Origin of the sequence: Faecalicatena contorta (assembly GCF_021531895.1) — a bacterium.
Taxonomy (GTDB): domain Bacteria; phylum Bacillota; class Clostridia; order Lachnospirales; family Lachnospiraceae; genus JAFBIX01.
In genome coordinates this window covers 30986-48936 of record NZ_JAFBIX010000012.1, presented here as the reverse complement: position 1 = coordinate 48936, position 17951 = coordinate 30986, and the positions used below count along the sequence as shown (strand labels likewise).

17 protein-coding genes are annotated in these 17951 nt (G+C 39.9%); 9 read left to right on the top strand and 8 right to left on the bottom strand.

The window, feature by feature from the left end; genetic code table 11:
• Positions 1 to 35: 35 nt before the first annotated feature.
• Positions 36 to 506, bottom strand: coding sequence for a hypothetical protein (locus JQM81_RS06035; RefSeq protein ID WP_235232641.1), 471 nt, complete (start codon positions 504 to 506; stop codon positions 36 to 38).
• Between the two features lie 163 nt (positions 507 to 669).
• Between JQM81_RS06035 and JQM81_RS06030 the strand changes: the two genes are divergently transcribed.
• Positions 670 to 1350, top strand: coding sequence for a TIGR00266 family protein (locus tag JQM81_RS06030; RefSeq protein WP_235232640.1), 681 nt, complete (start codon positions 670 to 672; stop codon positions 1348 to 1350).
• 77 nt (positions 1351 to 1427) lie between these two features.
• On the opposite strand, the gene JQM81_RS06025 is transcribed toward JQM81_RS06030, so the two are convergent.
• The 4 genes from JQM81_RS06025 to JQM81_RS06010 form a co-directional block, all read right to left on the bottom strand.
• On the bottom strand, positions 1428 to 2498 hold the full coding sequence (locus JQM81_RS06025; protein ID WP_235232639.1) for a M24 family metallopeptidase: 1071 nt from the start codon (positions 2496 to 2498) through the stop codon (positions 1428 to 1430).
• A 33-nt stretch (positions 2499 to 2531) separates the two neighbouring features.
• Complete coding sequence (locus tag JQM81_RS06020) at positions 2532 to 3170, bottom strand: hypothetical protein (protein WP_235232638.1); 639 nt, start codon at positions 3168 to 3170, stop codon at positions 2532 to 2534.
• Positions 3161 to 3898: an MFS transporter gene (locus tag JQM81_RS06015; RefSeq protein ID WP_235232637.1), complete on the bottom strand. Its 738-nt coding sequence runs from the start codon at positions 3896 to 3898 to the stop codon at positions 3161 to 3163. Before JQM81_RS06015 ends, JQM81_RS06020 begins: the two co-directional genes overlap by 10 nt.
• 252 nt (positions 3899 to 4150) lie before the next feature.
• Complete coding sequence (locus tag JQM81_RS06010) at positions 4151 to 5026, bottom strand: LysR family transcriptional regulator (protein WP_235232636.1); 876 nt, start codon at positions 5024 to 5026, stop codon at positions 4151 to 4153.
• A 258-nt stretch (positions 5027 to 5284) separates the two neighbouring features.
• Here JQM81_RS06010 and ilvD point away from each other — a divergent pair, with 258 nt between their 5' ends.
• Positions 5285 to 6955, top strand: coding sequence for a dihydroxy-acid dehydratase (ilvD, locus tag JQM81_RS06005; RefSeq protein ID WP_235232635.1), 1671 nt, complete (start codon positions 5285 to 5287; stop codon positions 6953 to 6955).
• Positions 6956 to 6978: 23 nt separating this feature from the next.
• Entirely contained in the window at positions 6979 to 7965 is a 987-nt protein-coding gene (locus tag JQM81_RS06000) for an ornithine cyclodeaminase family protein (protein WP_235232634.1), read from the top strand.
• Here the strand turns inward: JQM81_RS06000 and JQM81_RS05995 are convergent.
• Complete coding sequence (locus JQM81_RS05995; protein ID WP_235232633.1) at positions 7962 to 8846, bottom strand: AraC family transcriptional regulator; 885 nt, start codon at positions 8844 to 8846, stop codon at positions 7962 to 7964. The genes JQM81_RS06000 and JQM81_RS05995 overlap by 4 nt on opposite strands.
• Positions 8847 to 8981: 135 nt before the next feature.
• Here JQM81_RS05995 and JQM81_RS05990 point away from each other — a divergent pair, with 135 nt between their 5' ends.
• Complete coding sequence (locus JQM81_RS05990; protein ID WP_235232632.1) at positions 8982 to 10148, top strand: galactokinase; 1167 nt, start codon at positions 8982 to 8984, stop codon at positions 10146 to 10148.
• 16 nt (positions 10149 to 10164) lie between these two features.
• Entirely contained in the window at positions 10165 to 11655 is a 1491-nt protein-coding gene (gene galT, locus JQM81_RS05985; RefSeq protein WP_235232631.1) for a UDP-glucose--hexose-1-phosphate uridylyltransferase, read from the top strand.
• 86 nt (positions 11656 to 11741) lie between these two features.
• Here the strand turns inward: galT and fucO are convergent, their stop codons facing one another.
• On the bottom strand, positions 11742 to 12890 hold the full coding sequence (gene fucO / locus JQM81_RS05980) for a lactaldehyde reductase (protein WP_235232630.1): 1149 nt from the start codon (positions 12888 to 12890) through the stop codon (positions 11742 to 11744).
• A gap of 122 nt (positions 12891 to 13012) precedes the next feature.
• A complete protein-coding gene (locus JQM81_RS05975) occupies positions 13013 to 13564 on the bottom strand; it encodes a TetR/AcrR family transcriptional regulator C-terminal domain-containing protein (RefSeq protein WP_235232629.1) in 552 nt (183 codons plus the stop codon).
• Between the two features lie 185 nt (positions 13565 to 13749).
• On the opposite strand from JQM81_RS05975, the gene JQM81_RS05970 reads away from it, so the two are divergent.
• The 4 genes from JQM81_RS05970 to JQM81_RS05955 are packed head-to-tail and all read left to right on the top strand — an operon-like array spanning position 13750 to position 17934.
• A complete protein-coding gene (locus JQM81_RS05970) occupies positions 13750 to 14718 on the top strand; it encodes an ABC transporter ATP-binding protein (RefSeq protein WP_235232628.1) in 969 nt (322 codons plus the stop codon).
• On the top strand, positions 14715 to 15581 hold the full coding sequence (locus JQM81_RS05965) for an ABC transporter permease (RefSeq protein ID WP_235232627.1): 867 nt from the start codon (positions 14715 to 14717) through the stop codon (positions 15579 to 15581). Before JQM81_RS05970 ends, JQM81_RS05965 begins: the two co-directional genes overlap by 4 nt.
• A gap of 9 nt (positions 15582 to 15590) precedes the next feature.
• Positions 15591 to 17027, top strand: a complete 1437-nt coding sequence (locus tag JQM81_RS05960; protein WP_235232626.1) for a GldG family protein — start codon at positions 15591 to 15593, stop codon at positions 17025 to 17027.
• A 37-nt stretch (positions 17028 to 17064) separates the two neighbouring features.
• The gene (locus JQM81_RS05955; RefSeq protein ID WP_235232625.1) at positions 17065 to 17934 is read left to right on the top strand and encodes a DUF4340 domain-containing protein; all 870 of its coding nucleotides are present in this window, start codon (positions 17065 to 17067) and stop codon (positions 17932 to 17934) included.
• The last annotated feature ends 17 nt before the right edge of the window (positions 17935 to 17951 follow it).

Sequence of the window (17951 nt, the reverse complement as noted above, 5' to 3'; positions counted from 1 at the left end):
GTGTAATAACGAAAATCAAGCTGTTACACCAGTTTTTAATATGCGATTTGTTCTAATTTATCAACATGCTTTTCAAGATTAGAAATCCGAATCTCATGAAGAGGGATGGTATCGGCATCCAGTTTAATGGTCCGGACAAGAGATTCCAGATTATCCAGGCGGTTTTCAATGCGTGCAAAATGTTCATTCGCCTTTTCCTGTACAAGATCGACTTCTTCTAGAATCGAGTTCATAAGATAGCGATTGTTACTTTCGAACTTCTCATCTACAGCTGTACGATGTTCTTCAAGCTTGTAATCAATATAAGTCTGTTGTTCTTCAAGCTTATGGTCAATATAAACTTGCTGTTCTTCAAGCTTGTGGTCAATATAAGCCTGCTGTTTTGCAAATGACTGTTTTATCCAAGCATCCTGTTCAGCAAACCGCTGTTCAATCCTAGCATCCTGTTCGTTAAACCGTTGATCTAAAATCTCGGATATGGATTGTAATAATTCTTCGTTTGACATGTAATCATCTCCTTGTTTTGGGTATGTGTATAGATTATACCAGTAGAAATTTTAGTGCGCAATGATAAAATATATGAAAAAAATATTCTAAATTTTCTGTGAATTGACATGACCACTATAAGTAGTTATGATGGAATTAATGAAAAAATGGAGGTATGAAAGCATGAGATATCAAATACAAGGGGATACGCTTCCGGTTGTGATCTGCCAGCTTGAAGGTGGCGAAAGGATGATTACACAAGGTGGTGGTATGGCATGGATGTCACCGAATATGTTGATGGAAACGACGACAAATGGAGGATTAGGAAAAGCTTTTGGAAGAATGTTTTCAGGTGAGCATATTTTCCAGAATATTTATACTTCTCAGGGAGGAACTGGAATGATTGCATTTGCTTCCAGCTTTCCAGGATCGATCAAAGCATTTCAGATTGCTCCGGGACAAGAGATGATATTCCAGAAAAGTGCATTTCTTGCAAGTGAAGCAGGTGTAGAACTTTCTGTATTCTTTAATAAGAAATTTAGTTCTGGACTGTTCGGAGGAGAAGGATTTATCATGCAGAAAGTCAGTGGTCATGGAATTATGTTCGCTGAATTTGACGGACATGTGGTTGAATATGAGCTTCAGCCCGGGCAGCAGATCGTAGTAGATACAGGACATCTGGCTGCGATGACAGGCAGCTGTAGAATGGAGATTCAGAGTGTTCCGGGAGTGAAGAATATGTTGTTTGGCGGGGAAGGAATCTTTAATACTGTGATCAGCGGACCGGGCAGAGTATGGCTTCAGACCATGCCAATCAGCAATGTGGCCGGCGTATTAAGACCTTATCTTCCATCAGGTTCATAGGATAGATAGAGAAGAAAAAACCGCACTTGACTTTAGGGGAAGCCAAGTGCGGTTTAGAAAATGGAGAACAGTAAACTTTAGTCTAAAACCATAAGTTCTTTTGGAAAATGTGTCAATATTTCTATACCGGTTTCAGTGATAAGAACCGTATCTTCAATACGAACACCGCCCCATCCCGGGATATAGATTCCAGGTTCCATGGTAATTACACAACCAGGTTTCATGGTCTTCGTACCGTAATTTCCAAGGAAAGGTTCTTCGTGTAGATCAAGACCGACTCCATGGCCGATTCCTGCATAATAGTATTCTTCATATTTTGCAACTTTTTTTCGGATCTCTTCATCAGGTTTTGTTGCGTGAATGCCAGGCCCCATGAACTGAAGCCCTGTTGCCTGACCTTCTTTTACCAACTCATAGATCTCTTTTTGTTTTTCAGATGGAGTACCGACAATAAAGGTACGAGTGGTGTCGGAAATGTATCCATTGTACATTGCTCCATAATCAACAAGGACGAAATCACCGTTTTCAATTTTTTTATCACTTGGTTTTCCGTGCAGTAGAGAGGTTTTTGCACCAGAGATTAAGATTGTTTCAAATCCAATGTCATGTGCTCCATGCATTTTCATGTTAAATTCCAGACGCGCACACAATTCTCGTTCTGTTACCCCTGCTTTGATATATGGAACCAGTTCTTCTAAGGCTTTATCTGCAATTTCGCATGCAATACGTGTATTTGCAATTTCTTCTGATGATTTTGTATAACGCAATTCTTCGATAATATTTTGAGTCGGAATGAAATTAATTCCGTGAGAACTCAATCTTTTCTCAAGATCAGAGTATTTGTCATATGTAGTAAAACATTCTTCAAAACCGAGACGCTTAATGCCTGCTTTCACACAGATGTGCTCCAATGCTTTCGGAATGCTTCGGTCAAATAAATGCCAGTTCACAATTTCAAAATCCGGGCAAGATTTTTCAGCGAGTTCTGTGAAACGGCTGTCCGTAATCAGATATTTTCCTTGTGGACAAATGACAACATATGCCAGTTCATCCGGATATCCGGAAATATATTTCACGTTAGATTCTTTGGTAATATAGATGCCGTCAAGTCCTTGATTTTCTAAGATGTCTAATAATTGTTCTGCCATGATATTCGTTTGCAACCTCCCAATTCTTAAGCTTTAGTTTCCATCAGACATTTTTTCAAGTTTTTTGTTTAATGCGAGCAGTAAAAAGTCGATGATTAAAAGACATACAGGAATTACGATAAATACCTGTAACATTCCTAATTTTGAAATTACCAGTTCTACATAACCAGATAATTTATTTGCAACAAACATACTTGCAAACCATACGCCCATCAACAGAGAAGCATATTTTGCAGGTGCAAGTTTATTAACCATACCATATCCGACAGGTGCAAAACACATCTCACCAATACTCTGGAAGGTAATAAAAGCAAGAATGAAAAGAACGCTTGCTTTTGGTCCTTCACCTGGAACTGTACCGGTTTTCATTACAGCAACAATCATAAATGCAAATGCAATTGCCAGGAACAAGAATCCTAAGCTCATTTTCTGAGAGATGTTAAAATCTCCTTTTTTAGATTTTGATTTTTTCATCCAGATAGCTGCCATGATTGGTCCAAGAATTACACATAGAAGACCATTATAGGAATCGATCCATGCAGTTGGAATCTGGAAATTTCCGATTTTTAAATTAATAAATTCCTGCATATACAGAGCGATTGACATAGACGCCTGGTTATATGCAATCCAGAAAAAGATAGTGAAAAAGGCAAGAATCAGGATTACGCACATTCTGCGCTTTTCTGGCTGAGTAAGTGGGATAGAAGCAAGTTCTTTTTTCTCTTCGAGACTTTTTTGGCAGAATCAGCGTGATGAAGATCCTTCAGGACAAATTTTTGACCTATGGCAAAGAATAATGCACCAGCCCAGATTACAATAGCTGTGATTAAGAATACTGTGCGGTATCCATATTCCAGGATCTCGCCACCCTGTTTGGTCGCGAACCATTGATTGGCTACGAGTCCACAGAGGAATGGTCCAAATAACACACCGATATTTGTAAAGGTATAGGTCATTGAAAAAGCACCGTCTCTGCGAGGATCATTATTGCCATAGAGGCTTCCGACTAATGTCTGAGAAGTACTTTTGTACAGACCGCTGCCGATAACACAAAGCACGATTATAATCTGAATGGTCGACTTGCTGTGTGCGGTAAAGGCAAGAAAATATCCAGTTCCAGAAGTAAGCATTCCAAGAATTACACAAAGTTTAGGTCCTAAAAAGCGGTCGCTGATCCAGCCCCCGACTACTGGTGAAAGATAAGAAAATGCCATGAACGATGCCAGCAATGATGTTGCTTCCGCATTGCTTAAGCCAAGACCTCCGCGTGCGGTCTCTTCGGCCATGAATAAAAGTAAGACCAATTTCATTCCGTAATAGGAGAAGTTGGTGAATGTAAAAATTGATCCACAAAAATACACTGCTTTTGGCTGTTTATTTGTGGTGCTTGAGTTAGTCATAATGTTTTCCCTCCTAGGTCATAAATGCTCATGGCTCGTCAGCCTTTTTGAAGTCTAGACAATTAAAAAGTTATACTGTGGTTTAAACCTTAGTCTGCGAACTAAAAAGCAAGACAAGATGAAAATGTCAATAAACAAAAGAATAAAAGATGAAAATTGTTGAAAATGCACAAAAACTGAAGAATCTGAAGATGGTATTAAAAATACCGAGTCCTAAAGGACTCGGTAAAAATGTCAGTTGCTATGAAAAATCTATGAAAAAGACAGACAGTTCTTACTCCATTCTTCGACATAATCCAGGAATTTTATAGTTGCAAGAGTTGGAGGTGTCTTGGTATAAGCTACCCCAAGTGTACGGAAATAGTGCTCCGTAAATGAGCGGATGCAGACATCAAAAGGAGCATTGTATAAAAGCAGCTTTGGCAGAATTGTAATTCCAAATCCTTTTTCCACCATCTTGAGCGTTGCAAAATCTTCGTTTAAGCGATAACGGATTTTGGGAGTGATGTTATTCAGTTCAAAGATCTGCCCCGTCTCGTAATCAAGTCCGTCCGATGAAAGAACGAAATTTTCATGGTTGACGTCTGATAACGATACAGCAACTTTGTCTGCGAGGGGATGATCTTTTGGTGTCACCAGCATCAGTTCATCTTTTCCGATTGGGATGAATGGAAGGTCTGGAACAGAGTAGTGGGAGACAAAGATACAGTCAAGCTTGTTCTCCTGTATTTTTTCTTTTAAGGGATTGAAGCCATCCACAGTCAGTTCAAATCGGATATTAGGATATTTTTCAGAAAAAAGCTTTAAGATATCCGGGAGCCAGTGGTAAGAGACGCTTTGAATCGTACCGATACGGATGTATCCGCTGTCAAGGCTGGTAAGATTGGCAACAATCTGGGAGATGCGGTTTTCTTCTGCGCAGATGATTTTCAGAGATTCCAGGATTCCCTCGGTGTTTGGCATTAATTCCATGCCATGTTTGGAGCGCTTGAACAAAGGGAATCCCAGCTCTTTTTCATAGCCTTTGATTGCCTGGCTGATAGCAGATTGCGTGTAATTCAATTGGGCGGCTGTTTTTGAAATGCTGTGGGTTTCGCAGACATTTAAAATGATTTCGTACTTGTTCATGATGGATTCCTCGCTTGTGTATAATGAATGTGGGTTGCTCGATCTGTAATATTAAGAAAACTTACTATATATATAAGTAAAACTGATTTCTCGTTTATGTTATGACATATTTACGTATATATAAGAAAAACTGAAGGATGACTTTAGCAAAATGTTCTTTTCTGATATTTTCTGATGCTTTATTATATACATAACTGATAAAAATTTGTCAAGCTATATAGTAAAACAGGACAGGAAAATGAAAAGGAGGACATGCATATGGGTACTGAATTCTGGAATGGTGCGGAGGCTGCACACAGAAGAGTTATGATGAAAGCGGCCGGATATTCGGATAAGGATATTCGCAAAAAACCACATATTGGTGTGCCAAATTCTTTTATGGAAGGCTCACCTGGATCTGCACATCTTCGTCAGATCGCAGAAGCGGTAAAGCAGGGAATCTGGGCAGCAGGCGGAATCCCGGTTGAGTTCGGAATTCCGGCAACATGTGGAAATATTGCCAATGGAGCGGAAGAATTAAAGTATGAGCAGGTAGGACGAGATATTGTAGCAATGTCAGTTGAGTTTGTCACTCGTGTACATAATTTTGACGGACTTGCAATGATAGCGTCATGTGATAATATTATAGCAGGATGCTATATGGCAGCAATGCGGCTGGATATTCCATCTATGGTCGTGACAGGAGGTTCTATGCAGCCGGGCCAGTATTGCGGTAAGACAGTAGTGGAAGCGGATCTGGATGCAGCTCGTTTCTCCGGTTCTACGGAAGAAGAATTAATGGAGATGGAAGATAATGTGTGCCCGTCTTTTGGCGCATGTCCTTCCATGGGAACGGCAAATACGATGCAGATGTTAGGAGAAGTAATGAATCTGGTTCTTCCCGGAACATCTACGATTCCGGCATCTGATAACGCAAAGCTTAGAAAAGCCAGAGAGGCCGGAAAATATATTGTTGAGATGGCAAAAGGCGGAAGAAAACCATCTGATCTGATTACGAAAGAGACTCTTTTAAATGCGATTATGTTCGATATGGCGGTTGCCGGATCTACCAACGCGGTGCTTCATATTCTTTCCTATGCGTATGAACTGGGCATCAAACTTACGCTGGAAGATTTTGAAACATATGCAAAAGAGATTCCGTGTATCAATGCAGTTGTTCCAAGCGGTCCGTACACGGTAGTAGATTTCCATTATGCCGGTGGTGTCATGAATGTCATGAAGATGTTGGAGACTAAACTATATACGGATGTTCCAAGCATGTATGGAACTACATGGGCAGAGATGCTTACAAAAGTAACACCTCAGGAAAATAAAGTAATCCACTCATTAGAGCGCCCGCTGTTCAATGAACCTGGTCTTAAGATCTTAAGAGGAAATCTCTCTCCAAACGGTGCAATCATAAGACCGACAGCTGTATATGAAGAAGTGAAGTACATGAAGGGAAAAGCAAAAGTATTTGACGGTGACAGGGCTGCATTTGAAGCAATTCAGGCTGGTGAGATTGTTCCTGGAGATATCATCGTCATCCGATATGAAGGCTGCAAGGGTGCGCCTGGTATGAAGGAACTGATGCTTAGTATTGATGCATTGATCGGTCTGGGTCTTCATAAGAGTGTAGGGCTTATCTCAGATGCAAGATTTTCAGGATTTAACTTTGGAGCTATTATTGGACATGTGTCTCCAGAAGCATATGATGGAGGAAATATCGCTCTTGTAGAGAATGGGGATGAGATCGTCATTGATATTCCAAACGGAGAAGTATCTATGCTTGTATCAGATGAAGAGCTTGCAAGGAGAAGAGCAAACTGGGTATGTCCACCATTGAAGGAAGAAAAAGGATGTCTTAATATTTATGCAAAGATGTGCCGCCCGGCAGAGGAAGGCGGAGCAATGCAGCCATGGGATCTGGATGCAAAATTCCACAGATAAGAAAATAATTGGAGGAAAAAGATATGTTATTATTATCAAGAGAGGATATCAAGAAAGTATTTACGATTAAAGATGCGATTGAAGCTGATAAAAAGGCATTTCAGCTGGTAGTTGAAGGAAAATGTAATGCACCGCTTCGTACCAACATTCAGGCACCGAAATATGACGGATGTTTCTTATTTATGCCGGCATATGTAGAAGAGATGGATACAGCTTCATTGAAGATTATCAATATCTTTCCACATAATATTGACAACGGAATCCCGTCTTCTCCGGCGCAGGTGTTGTTGATTGATGGTAAGACCGGTGTTGTGACGGCAGTGTTAGATGGTACTTATGTTACACAGCTTCGTACCGGAGCAGCTTCCGGGGCAGCGTTTGATGTGCTGGCAAAGAAGGAGTGCAGAATCGGTGCACTGATCGGTACCGGGGGACAGGCAGCAACACAGCTGGAAGCAATGATCGCAGCCAGAAAATTAGAAGAAGTAAGAGTGTATGATCTGAATCTGGAACGTACACAGGCATTTGCAGCCCGTATGCAGGAAGAGCTGAAAGATTACGGAACAAAAATTGTTGCAGTAGAATCATCCGATGCAGCAATTGATGATGCAGATCTGCTGATCACAGTCACACCATCTTCAAAACCAGTATTTGATGGAACAAAGATTAAGAAAGGATGTACCATCAGCTGTGTAGGTGCATATCAGCATCATATGCAGGAGATGGATCCAGCGATTCTTCCTCGTGCTTCTAAGATATATTTTGATTCTGAAGATGCAGTTTTATCAGAATCCGGTGATATTCTGATTCCATTGGAAGAAGGAATCATTACCAAAGAAGACTTTACCGGTGACCTTGGAAATGTAATCAAAGGAGAACTGGTCGGACGTGAAAATGATGATGAAATCATTGTTTTTGAAACGGTTGGTGTTGCAACTCAGGATCTGGTAGCAGCAAAAGAAATCTATGAAAAAGCCCAGGCAGCAGGAGTAGGAACCAATTGGGGCTAATCAGATAGATTTTTGCGGTATTGACTGGGAGAGCATCCCATATATCTTTTAAATATTTGTCCATAGTAAGCCGGCGTGGAGAAACCAACCATGCCGGCTATCTTTGTGACACTTTCTCCTTCCTTTAATAAGGAAAGACTGTTTTGAATCCTCAAAAACAGAATATATTCGAAAATAGTCATTTTCATGTATCTTTTGAAGAAGCGACAACATTCACTTTTGCAGATATTGATATGGTCGGCTACATCATCCAGAGTAATATCCTGTGCATAATGTTCCTGGATGTATGTCAGGATATCTTTCAGACGCTGCAGATGCTTGGGTGTGTATTGTTCATCGGCAGGAAGAGATGCGTAGTGAAGATATAATTTCTGCCAGATGCCAGTTAAAATCAGATGTAGCTGAAGCTCATAATCAGAAGGAGGGAGCTGAGACAGTTGGTAGATTCTCTGTATCTGCCAAATGATATCCTGCTGCCAGTCAATTGTCATTCCCAGCTTTAAAGAATGCCAGGATTCATGAGAAGTGATATAATCAACGTACTTTGTCTGAAGCAGGCTGTTCTCATATCCATAGATAAATCTTGGATGAAATGTAATCGAGAGGTAATTGCAGTCTTGTCCGTCTATCATGTAGCCAGAGTGAAGTGAATTACTATTGCAGAATAAACCTTCTCCTTCAGAAAGGAGATACTTTTGATCGTTTACATAATATTCGATCTGGCCGGACATGATCCAGGTCAGTTCGATTTCGGGATGCCAGTGCCATAGAAAAGAACCCTGTTCGTATGACTGTATTTTTTCGAGACTTATATGAACAGGAAATTCATAATTTCCGTGCTGTTTGATTTCTTTTTGGTCCTTTTTGGTATGTATCTGCATAAATAGTCCCCATTTCCTCAATATCCTTATAATTCTTTCTAATATCTTTATTGTGTCAAATGTATAATCTCATTATAATCATAAATTAAGGAAGGTAATTATGCAAGCGTAATATAAGCAATGGAGGTTGTGAGGATGACGGAGAAGCTGATTCAGAGATTTAAAGAGTTGTATGGAAAGGAAGGAGAAGTGCGTGCATATTTTGCACCAGGACGCGTAAATCTGATCGGAGAACATACCGATTATAATGGCGGGCATGTATTCCCATGTGCACTGACCCTTGGAACTTATGGAATTGTAAGAGACAGAGAAGACAGAGTGTTACGGTTTTATTCTGCAAATTTTGAAAAACTTGGTGTGATTGAGACAAGTCTGGATGATTTGATCCCAGATAAGGCTGCTGGCTGGACCAATTATCCGAAGGGAGTTATGTGGGCCTTTGAAAAAAGAGGATATCAACTGACTCACGGAATGGACATTCTGATATATGGTAATATCCCGAATGGATCAGGGCTTTCTTCATCTGCATCACTGGAGGTACTTACCGGATTGATCTTAAAAGACACTTTTGGATTCGAACAGGTATCTATGATTGATGTGGCACTTATCGGCCAGGATTCTGAGAATAATTTTAATGGCTGTAACTGTGGAATCATGGATCAGTTTGCAAGTGCCATGGGCAAAAAAGATCATGCTATTTTCCTGGATACAAATACATTAAATTATGAGTATGCTCCGGTTGTTCTGGAAGATGCTAAGATAGTCATTACGAATAGTAAGGTAAAGCACAGTTTGGTGAATTCTGCATATAACGATCGAAGAAATGAATGTGAGACGGCATTAAAAGAACTTCAGTCTGTAGTTAATATTAAGACACTGGGAGACCTGACAGAGGAAGAATACGAAGCACATAAGGACGCAATTAAAGATCCGGTCAGACAGAAAAGAGCAAAGCATGCAGTCTATGAAAACCAGCGGACCATCCGTGCAGTAGAAGCCTTAAAGAACAACGATGTAGAACTTTTTGGAAAATTGATGAACGCTTCTCATAAATCCTTGAGATACGATTATGAAGTGTCATGCGGAGAAATTGATATTCTTGTGGATCTTGCGCAGGCGATGCCAGGGGTAATCGGCTCCAGAATTACAGGCGGCGGATTCGGCGGCTGTACAGTCAGCATTGTGAAAAATGATACTGTGGATGCTTTTATCCGTGAAATCGGCAAGACATACCAGGAAAAAGTAGGACATGAGGCAGAATTTTATGTGGTAGAGATTGGCGACGGAGCAAAGATTATATAAATATGGAGGAAGAAAGATGTTATCGGAAAATATCAAAAAACTGGTCGAATATGGAATACAGACAGGACTGACACCGGAAGCGGAACGCATCTATGCTACCAATCTTTTGCTGGATGTATTCCAGGAGGACAATTATGAAGATGTTGAGATTGGTGAAGGAGAGATTGAGCTGGAGCCTGTATTGAGAGATTTGTTGGATGAAGCCGTAGCGCGTGGCTTGATTGAAGACAGCATCGGATACAGGGATCTGTTTGATACAAAATTGATGAATTGCCTGATGCCAAGACCTGCACAGGTGCAGGATACATTTGCAAAGAAGTATGAAATCTCTCCAAAAGAAGCAACGGATTATTTTTATAAATTAAGTCAGGACAGTGATTATATCCGTCGCTATCGTGTGAAGAAAGATATGAAGTGGAAAGTAGATTCTCCATATGGGGAGATTGATATTACGATCAATCTGTCAAAACCGGAAAAAGATCCGAAAGCGATTGCGGCTGCAAAGAATGCAAAAGCAAGCAGTTATCCGAAGTGCCTGTTATGTATGGAAAATGAAGGATATGCTGGACGTCTGAATCACCCGGCCCGTGAGAACCACAGAATCATCCCGGTCACAGTCAGTGACAGCAAATGGGGATTCCAGTATTCTCCATATGTATATTATAATGAGCATTGCATTGTATTTAACGGACAGCATGTGCCGATGAAAATAGAACGTGCGACATTTGTGAAATTATTTGATTTCATCAAACAGTTTCCACATTATTTCCTCGGATCGAATGCAGATCTTCCAATCGTAGGCGGCTCAATTCTTAGCCATGACCATTTTCAGGGTGGAAATTATACCTTTGCCATGGCAAAAGCACCTATTGAGAAAATTGTAACTATTTCAGGATACGAGGATGTAGAGGCCGGTATCGTAAAATGGCCTTTGTCTGTTCTTCGAATCAGAAGCAAAGATGAAAAACGCCTGATTGAGCTGGCAGACCATGTACTGACAGTATGGAGAGGGTATACAGATGAATCGGCTTTCATCTATGCCAATACCGATGGAGAACCACACAATACCATCACACCGATCGCAAGAAAGGTCGGAAATGTCTATGAACTGGATCTGACTCTGAGAAACAACATTACAACCAAAGAACATCCCCTTGGAGTCTACCATCCACATGCACAATATCATAACATTAAAAAAGAAAATATCGGTTTGATCGAGGTTATGGGTCTTGCAGTATTGCCAGCCAGATTAAAAGAAGAATTGGAAATCTTAGCAGATTATCTTGTGAATAAAAAAGATATCAGAAGCAATGAAAAGATTGAAAAGCATGCCGAGTGGGCAGAACAATTCCTTCCAAAATACGATCATATTACAGAAGAAAATGTAATGGACATCCTGAAAAAAGAAGTGGGAATTACATTCACCCACGTACTCGAAGACGCAGGCGTATACAAATGCACACCAGAAGGAAGAGAGGCATTCCTGCGATTTGTTGCGGAATTGTAATGGTATTGGGGACGAAGAAAAGTGAGATAGTATCTCCTTCCTCGCCCCGTACCCATTCTACTTATTCAAACATCCCCATCAAAATCCTATAACAAAGACCGGAACAGGGCAGCGATATCTTCCACGGAAGTCTCTTTTGGATTACCTGGGCGGCAGGCATCTGCATATGCGGATGCCGCCAGGAATGGAATATCTTCTTCTTTTACAATGTCTTTTAGATCTTTTGGAATTCCGACGTCTTCGGCCAGTTTCTTAACTGCATCGACGGCAGCTTTTCTGTATTCTTCCTGAGACATATTTTCGACACCTTCAACACCCATAGCGATTGCGATATCTCTATATTTAGTTCCAGTTGCTTCTGCATTGTATTCCATAACGGTTGGAAGCAAAATTGCGTTTGCAATTCCATGTGGAGTATCATATTTTGCGCCAAGTGTATGAGCCATGGAATGAACAATTCCAAGACCTACGTTGGAGAAGCCCATACCGGCAACATACTGTCCCAGAGCCATATCAGCACGTCCTTCCGGAGTATTTGCAACAGCACCTCTCAAAGAGCGGGAGATGATTTCAATAGCCTTGATGTGGAACATATCGGATAATTCCCATGCGCCAGCAGTAATGTATCCTTCGATGGCGTGTGTCAGAGCATCCATACCAGTTGCAGCGGTCAGTCCTTTTGGCATACTAGACATCATATCTGGATCAATAATTGCAATTACAGGGATATCATGTGGGTCAACACACACGAATTTTCTGCTTTTTTCAACATCTGTAATAACATAGTTAATAGTGACTTCGGCAGCAGTTCCAGCTGTAGTAGGAACTGCAATAATTGGAATAGATTTATTGGGTGTATTAACGGCACCTTCCAGACTTCTCACATCTTCATGCTCTGGGTTCGCAATGATAATGCCGACTGCTTTTGCAGTATCCATGGAGGAACCACCGCCAATAGCGATAATATAATCTGCATTAGATTTTTTGAAAGCTTCCACACCTGTCTGAACATTTTCGATGGTTGGATTTGGTTTGATGTTGGAATAGAGTATATATTCGAGATCATTTTGATCTAATACATTCAGTACTTTTTGGGTAACACCAAATTTTACGAGATCAGGATCCGAACATACAAAAGCTTTTTGGAATCCTCTGGTTTTAGCTTCGGTTGCAATGTCATTGATTGCACCAGCTCCATGATAGGATGTTTCATTTAAAACAAACCTGTTTGACATAATGCATCTCTCCTTTATAATTGCTTTGTCATAATTATAACAATGTGCTGAAATCAAGAAAAGTTACAGAAAAAGCCACCTGTCACAAAAGTGACAAGTGGCTAAATGTGTAACGTATAGATTTAACAAATATCAGAAAATAATTCTTCCAAAGGTCTTGGAAGTGCGAGAATCAGTAGATTGGCAATCTCTTCTGGTTCCATATTCATGTTTTTTCGCACCCATTCGACCGTCATATCAATCGAACCACGACAATACATTTCTAAGAGAAAGACAATGTCACGATTGGGGGATTTTCCGGTTTTTTCTTTAATTATATTGGTATAAAATTCCAGAATACATTCATAGTCATATTGCATCAGTGAATTGTAGTCACGGGATTGAAAGGCGGAAATAAAGAAACGTTTTTCATTTTGAATAAACTGGAATTTCTTAATAAGCCCTTCTTTTAATGTGCAGCCGGAACCCATCTGACGAAAAGAACGATCGGCGAGCTGGCTAAAATGCCAGTTGACCAGATCATACTTGTCTTTAAAATTTCTATAAAAAGTTTGGCGTGTCATGCCACTGGTCTCGACAATCTCTTTTACAGTTATTTTGTCTAGTGGCTTTTTTCCCATTAGTTGTTTTAAAGAATCGATGAATCTATTTCGAGTTTTATCTAAGTTGTCCATTATGCATAATCTCCGATGTCAAAAATAATAAATCTAAAATCATTATAGGATTTTTGAAAAGGAAGTGCAATAAAAAGAGCATTATTTTGACGAAGGAATTCACAGAATAAACATAAAATCATCACATACTTTTCGAGGGATTCCCTTATATTGGTAGAAGATTTTGTTTGATAGGAGGAGAGACATTGATAGAAGTAAAGAATCTTACGAAGAGATATGGCAGGCATCTGGCAGTGGATCATCTGAATTTTACAGTGAAAAAAGGGCAGATCTATGGCTTTCTTGGACCAAATGGGGCTGGAAAATCAACTACAATGAATATTATGACAGGATATTTGGGGGCTACAGAAGGGCAGGTACTGATTAACGGGCATGATATTTTGAAAGAGCCTGAAGAGGCAAAAAGGTGTGTTGGCTATCTGCCAGAGATACCACCTCTGTATACAGAGATGACGGTAATGGAATATCTTCGATTTGCCGCAGAGTTGAAAAAGATACCGAAGAAAGAGAGAGAAGCACAGATCGGGGCAGTTATGAAACTTACGAAACTGCAGCCTGTGAAGGATCGTCTGATCAATAATCTATCCAAAGGATACAAGCAGAGAGTAGGGCTGGCACAGGCTATCTTAGGATTTCCAGAGATTATTATTCTGGATGAACCTACGGTAGGTCTGGATCCAAAGCAAATTATAGAGATTCGTGAACTGATTCGTAAACTCGCTAAGAATCATACGGTGATCTTAAGTTCGCATATTCTTGCTGAGGTAAGAGAAGTGTGTGATTATATTTTGATTATTGCAAATGGGCACCTTGTAGCGAGTGATACTCCTGAGAATCTGGAAAATTTGATGAGTGGGACGAATCATGTTGAGATAGAAGCAAAAGAGACGGAAGAAGCAGTAAAGAGAATTTTGAATAAGATACCGGAAATAAGAAAAGTAAAATATAAAAAGACGGATCATCAGACCTTGATTGCGGAGATTGAAGTAAAGGGGCAGATAGATATCAGGGAGAAGCTCTTTTTTGCATTTGCCGGAGAAAAATTACCGCTTTTAACATTAAAACTGAATAAATCTTCATTAGAAGAGATTTTCCTTGAACTGACACAAGAAGGAAACAGTAGTAAGTTTAAGAAAGGGGATAAGAGACAATGAGGGCAATCTATAGACGAGAACTGAAATCCTATTTTCATTCCATGATAGGTTATGTATTTATCGCATTTTTAGTGGCATTTACCGGAGTGTATTTTATGGCATATAACCTGAATTATGGATACCCGTATTTTTCATATGTATTGTCTGCAACTATATTTATCTATCTAATTGCAATTCCGATTCTTACCATGCGAAGCTTTGCTGAGGAACGTAAGAACAAAACGGATCAGATGCTATTGACTGCTCCGGTTAGTTTGTTTCAAGTTGTAATGGGAAAATATCTGGCTATGGTAACTATTCTGTCGATTCCATGCGCGATTTATCTGATTTTTCCGCTGATTATTAAGACACAAGGGACAGCGTATATTGTGATTGATTATCTTTCTGTCTTTTTACTGTTTTTATTGGGATGTGTATATATCGCTATCGGGATGTTTATTTCCTCGTTGACGGAGAGTGTTATCATAGCAGCGATTGGGACGTTTGGAGTATTGATGGTGTTGTACCTTTGGAGTGGAATCCTAGATTTCCTTCCGACCTCTGCGCTGGCAAATATGCTTGGAATCATTGTGATTTTATCCTGTGTGGTATTTGCTGTATGGCAGATGACGAAAAACTGGGTGATCAGTGTAGCGTTGGAACTGGCTGCAATGGTCGGATGTGTGATTACCTATATGATAAAGTCGACCCTGTTCGAGAGCCTGTTGTCTGAGATACTGGGAAAAGCAGATCTTACGAATGTATTTAATAGTGTGGCATCTAATCATCTTCTGGATGTAAGCGGAGTAATATTATATCTGACGCTCATTGCAGTATTCCTTTTCTTTACCATGCAGATGATACAGAAAAGACGTTGGAGTTAGGAGGAAATTATGCTGGAAAAAATAAAGAAGATTTTTAGAAGTGGGACTTCCAGGAATGGAAGTTACAGTGTTGGCATGATTGCACTGGTGATTGCGATTGCAGTTGTAATAAATCTAATAGCCGGACAGCTGCCAGAAAGTATTCGCAGTATTGATGTCAGCGACAATAAGATATATGAGATTTCAGATACAACAAAAGATTTGCTGAAAAAATTGGACCAGAAAATTTCCTTTCAGGTATTTGCAGAGAAAGATTCCACAGATGAACGTATAAAAACGTTTCTTAAGAAATATGCTGAATTATCTGACAATATTGAAGTGGAATGGATTGATCCGGTATTGCATCCTTCTGAACTTACAGAAAACAATGTGGATTCAGATACGATCTTGATTACCAGCGAAAAGACAGGGAAAAGTACTTCCGTTTCCTTTGGGGACATTTTAGTGTATGATGAGTATTCCTATTATATGACGGGCAGTGTTTCTGCGACTGAATTTGACGGAGAAGGACAGCTTACCAGTGCTGTCAATTATGTGACCAGTGATACGATAAAAAAAATATATTATACGACAGGACATGGAGAGAATACATTCTCTACATCAGTATCAGATCTGCTGGGAAAGAATAACATGGCAGAAGAAGAGTTGAATCTGATGATGCAAGGTGAGATACCAGAGGATTGTGATTTGTTGTTTCTATATGCTCCAATGAAAGATATCACAGAAGATGAAAAGACGTTGATTGAAAATTACATGTCAAAAGGTGGAGATGTGTTCCTAATGCTGGGAGAGACAGATGATGCGACTCCGAATCTTGATACACTTCTTGAAGAATATGGCATGGAGTGTGAGGATGGCTATATTGCTGATATGCAGAGATGTTATCAGGGAAATTATTACTATATTTTCCCTCAGATCAATGGATCAGAAGAAATGATGAAAGGAATGTCTTCTGGAATGGTACTTTTGGTAAATGCACATGGATTTCATGTGACAGATCCTGCAAGAGAGACAATCACTGTGACATCATTCATGACTACATCTTCTGAGGCTTATGCTGTCACCGAAGATGAAGAAAAGCAGGGAACATATACGTTGGGAGCTGTCGCTGTTGAAAGTGTCGGAGCAGAGGATGAAGAAGACAGTGAAGAGACGAACAAGGAAAAAGATATGGAGAGCCGTCTTACAGTAATCTCTGCTGACAGTATGATCGATGCTCAGATTACAGATAGCTTTTCGACATTGGAGAACCTAGATTTATTCATGAATGCATTGTCTGCTAATTTTGATGATGTGCAGAATGTGGCAATTGAGCCAAAGAGTCTGGAAGTAACTTATAATACCATGCAGCATGCCGGAATTATAAGCCTGCTTGTGATTTTTGGAATTTCACTCATTATATTGGTGTTTGGATTCGTGCGTTGGTGGAAGAGAAGAAAAGCATAGCATAGGAAAGGAAAGATTCATGAAGCAGAAAAAAAGTATGTTAATATTAGTAGGAATTCTTGTGGTTTTAGCAATCTTGTATATTGGTCTTCGCTTCTGGAATCAGAAGAATTCCAGGGAAGAGGAAGAAAAGATTGCTGTCACCGAGGAAGTGAAATTGTTGGGATTGTCTTATACAGATGGGACAGATACTATGGCCTTCAAAAAAGAAGATGGAATATGGTATTATGAAGCAGATCAAGAGATTCCGATGAATCAGACCACAGTAGAGGATATTGTATCGAAAGTGGAGAATCTGTCAGCCGTTCGAGAGTTAGACAACCCAGATGATCTTGCGGATTATGGATTGGAGGAGCCGGCATATACCATTCGTTATACCACAGAAGACGAAGAAGAAAGCATTCTGTACATTGGAAATACTACTGGTGAAAATTATTATGTGACTATTAATGATACAAAGAAAGTGTATACGATTACCAGTGATTTGGTAACCAGCCTTCAATTTGATCTGTCTGGACTCGTAGAGAACGATTCAGTTCCGTCTATTGGAAGCGGTAATCTGAAAAAAGTAGAAGTTACAGAAGATGGAATGACCGATACATATGAAGAAGAAGGAGAGTTAGGAGAGCTGGCAGGTGGATTCGGGACCTTGTCTCTGACAGAATGTGTAGATTACCACGTAACAGAAGAAAAGCTTCTACAATACGGTCTGGACGAAGAAAACAGGATTACGGCAGTTGCAACTTATCAGGACTCTTCAACAGAAAAAGAAGAAACATTTACTGTATATATTGGGAATGTAGAGGAATCTGGTACATATCGTTATATTATGGAAAAGGATTCCAAAATGGTATATCAGGTGAATAAAGATATTGTGAAAAATATGATTACAGTTGAAGAAAAGTAAAATGGGACGGGGATTTT

Bases quoted from the DNA above. Each gene is read 5' to 3' on its own strand.
- JQM81_RS05955 (WP_235232625.1), top strand. From the start codon at position 17,065: ATGTTAATATTAGTAGGAATTCTTGTGGTTTTAGCAATCTTGTATATT.
- JQM81_RS06015 (WP_235232637.1), bottom strand. From the start codon at position 3,898: ATGACTAACTCAAGCACCACAAATAAACAGCCAAAAGCAGTGTATTTT.
- JQM81_RS06030 (WP_235232640.1), top strand. From the start codon at position 670: ATGAGATATCAAATACAAGGGGATACGCTTCCGGTTGTGATCTGCCAG.
- JQM81_RS05975 (WP_235232629.1), bottom strand. From the start codon at position 13,564: ATGGACAACTTAGATAAAACTCGAAATAGATTCATCGATTCTTTAAAA.
- ilvD (WP_235232635.1), top strand. From the start codon at position 5,285: ATGGGTACTGAATTCTGGAATGGTGCGGAGGCTGCACACAGAAGAGTT.
- JQM81_RS05965 (WP_235232627.1), top strand. From the start codon at position 14,715: ATGAGGGCAATCTATAGACGAGAACTGAAATCCTATTTTCATTCCATG.
- fucO (WP_235232630.1), bottom strand. From the start codon at position 12,890: ATGTCAAACAGGTTTGTTTTAAATGAAACATCCTATCATGGAGCTGGT.
- JQM81_RS05995 (WP_235232633.1), bottom strand. From the start codon at position 8,846: ATGCAGATACATACCAAAAAGGACCAAAAAGAAATCAAACAGCACGGA.
- galT (WP_235232631.1), top strand. From the start codon at position 10,165: ATGTTATCGGAAAATATCAAAAAACTGGTCGAATATGGAATACAGACA.
- JQM81_RS05990 (WP_235232632.1), top strand. From the start codon at position 8,982: ATGACGGAGAAGCTGATTCAGAGATTTAAAGAGTTGTATGGAAAGGAA.
- JQM81_RS05960 (WP_235232626.1), top strand. From the start codon at position 15,591: ATGCTGGAAAAAATAAAGAAGATTTTTAGAAGTGGGACTTCCAGGAAT.
- JQM81_RS06025 (WP_235232639.1), bottom strand. From the start codon at position 2,498: ATGGCAGAACAATTATTAGACATCTTAGAAAATCAAGGACTTGACGGC.
- JQM81_RS06035 (WP_235232641.1), bottom strand. From the start codon at position 506: ATGTCAAACGAAGAATTATTACAATCCATATCCGAGATTTTAGATCAA.
- JQM81_RS06000 (WP_235232634.1), top strand. From the start codon at position 6,979: ATGTTATTATTATCAAGAGAGGATATCAAGAAAGTATTTACGATTAAA.
- JQM81_RS06010 (WP_235232636.1), bottom strand. From the start codon at position 5,026: ATGAACAAGTACGAAATCATTTTAAATGTCTGCGAAACCCACAGCATT.
- JQM81_RS06020 (WP_235232638.1), bottom strand. From the start codon at position 3,170: ATGTGCGTAATCCTGATTCTTGCCTTTTTCACTATCTTTTTCTGGATT.